General features: G+C 65.9%; 2 protein-coding genes and 1 pseudogene. 2 read left to right on the top strand and 1 reads right to left on the bottom strand.

The window, feature by feature from the left end; genetic code table 11:
• Together GSQ89_RS04720 and GSQ89_RS04715 are read left to right on the top strand one after the other, a co-directional pair.
• Positions 1-810: histidine kinase (locus tag GSQ89_RS04720; RefSeq protein ID WP_158922536.1), on the top strand; the 810-nt coding region annotated here is incomplete at its 5' end.
• Positions 807-1421: a response regulator transcription factor gene (locus GSQ89_RS04715; RefSeq protein ID WP_158922534.1), complete on the top strand. Its 615-nt coding sequence runs from the start codon at positions 807-809 to the stop codon at positions 1419-1421. The genes GSQ89_RS04720 and GSQ89_RS04715, both read left to right, overlap by 4 nt.
• 86 nt (positions 1422-1507) lie before the next feature.
• On the opposite strand, the pseudogene GSQ89_RS04710 reads toward GSQ89_RS04715, so the two are convergent.
• Positions 1508-1866: pseudogene (locus tag GSQ89_RS04710) on the bottom strand (formylmethanofuran dehydrogenase subunit C); the annotation flags it as partial.

The following is a 1866-nucleotide window of genomic DNA, read 5'->3' as shown; positions in this document are numbered from 1 at the left end:
GCGGTTGCGCCTCTGGAACGATTGGCGGGGGCGTTCGGGCGGATTGGGGCTGGGGATTATGCGGCCAGGTTGGAGGCGGCGGGGCCGCCGGAACTGGTGCGGGTGGCCGCCGGGTTCAACCGCATGGCCGAACAGCTTGGCGACGTGGAAGCGCAGAACCGGATGTTGCAAGAACAGTTGCTGACGTTGCAGGAGGAAGAGCGAGCGGACCTGGCGCGCGACCTGCATGATGAGATCGGGCCGTTCCTGTTCGCCGCGGGGATTGATGCCGCCAGCATACCGACGCTGCTGGAAAGTGGTCGAGCGGCGGAGGCTGGGGAGCGGGCCGATGCCATCACGGAGTCGGTGGCGCATATGCAGACGCAGATACGCTCGATCCTGGGGCAGCTGCGACCGCTGAGCTTTGGCTCTGTCGGCCTGGCGGATGCGATCGGCAATTTGGTGGCGTTTTGGCGGGACCGGCACCCCGGCATCGATTTCAGGCTGGATGTCGCGGAAGAGGACGATGCGTTGACCGAGGATGTGCGGGCGACCGTGTGCCGGATCGTGCAGGAGAGCCTGTGCAACGCCGTTCGTCATGGCGACCCGGAGCGGGTGGAGGTCAGCGTGACTCGGGACGAAACCGACGTGGTGGTCCACGTCACCGATGACGGCAGCGGGCCGGGCGCGGCGGGGGTGACTCCGGGGTTCGGGTTGGTCGGGATGCGGGAACGGGTGCGGGCGCAGGCTGGGACGTTGACGATTTCGACTCCGGCGGGTGGGCGGGGGCTGGCGGTGACCGCTCGGTTGCCGTGTGAGGCCGCGGCATGAAGGCTCTGCTGATCGACGATCATGCGATCGTGCGGGGTGGCTTGCGGCGTCTGCTGGCGGCGCTGTCGTGGGAGATCGCGGAGGCGGCGAACGGGCGTGACGCGCTGATGCTGGTGCGGTCGGAGCAGCCGGACCTGGTGGTGCTGGACCTGAATCTGCCGGGCATCGGCGGGTTCGAGCTGCTGCGGCGGATCCTGGTGGAGTTGCCGGCCGTCCGGATCATGGTGTTGAGCATGCATATCGAGGCACGATTTGCCTCACGCGCCATGCAGGCAGGGGCTCGGGGGTATATGAGCAAGAACGCGGCGCCCGCGGAATTGTTGAAGGCGCTGAAGGTGGTGGCCGAGGGCGGACGGTATATCGAGGCCGAGATCGCCCAGGAACTGGCGTTGCAGACGGCGGCGATGCCCGATCCCTCGACGCTGTTGAACGAACGGGACCGGGAAATCGTGCGGCTGCTGGGGGCGGGGCGATCGTTGACGGAAATCGCCGAGACTCTGGGGATCGGGTACAAAACAGTCGCCAATACATGCACCCAGATCAAGACCAAGCTGGGGGTCAGCCGGACGGCGGATCTGATCAGGTTGTCGTTCGATCTGGACGGCGGATAGTCCTCGGTCTGCTAATCGTTTTTTAGCTTCTTGGCGTCAGGGTGGGGGAGACGCTGGACAATCGGTCTCTGCTGAAATAGCCTCTGCTATTCCGAAACGAAAAGTTCCCCTTTCCCCAATACAGCCATGTCGCCTGAGTAACGGGTGGTGGCCGCTTGGACGCAGGTGGCGGCCTTGGGACTGAAGGTGGCGACGGCGCGGGACAGCAGGCGGGTGAAGACCAGGTCGACATGGTTGGCGGTTACGAAACTCGGGGCTAAATCTGATGGTTTGCCCAGGACGATGGTGCCTCGGCGCATCAGGATGCCGGGTAAGGTCCCCGCCTTGCCGCATATGATCAATGTGCCGGCGAATAGGCCGCTGCCGGCGTGTGGGCCGGTGCCGCCCTCGATGATGACCACGCCGCGGCGCAGGCGGTCGGCGGCGCGCTGGGCGGCGTTGCCGC

The sequence above is a fragment of the Acidisphaera sp. S103 genome (genome assembly GCF_009765975.1).
GTDB lineage: Bacteria > Pseudomonadota > Alphaproteobacteria > Acetobacterales > Acetobacteraceae > Rhodopila.
The sequence above is the reverse complement of the archived record's forward strand: the minus strand, read 5'-3'. Positions and strand labels throughout refer to the sequence as shown.

Bases quoted from the DNA above. Each gene is read 5' to 3' on its own strand.
- GSQ89_RS04715 (WP_158922534.1), top strand. From the start codon at position 807: ATGAAGGCTCTGCTGATCGACGATCATGCGATCGTGCGGGGTGGCTTG.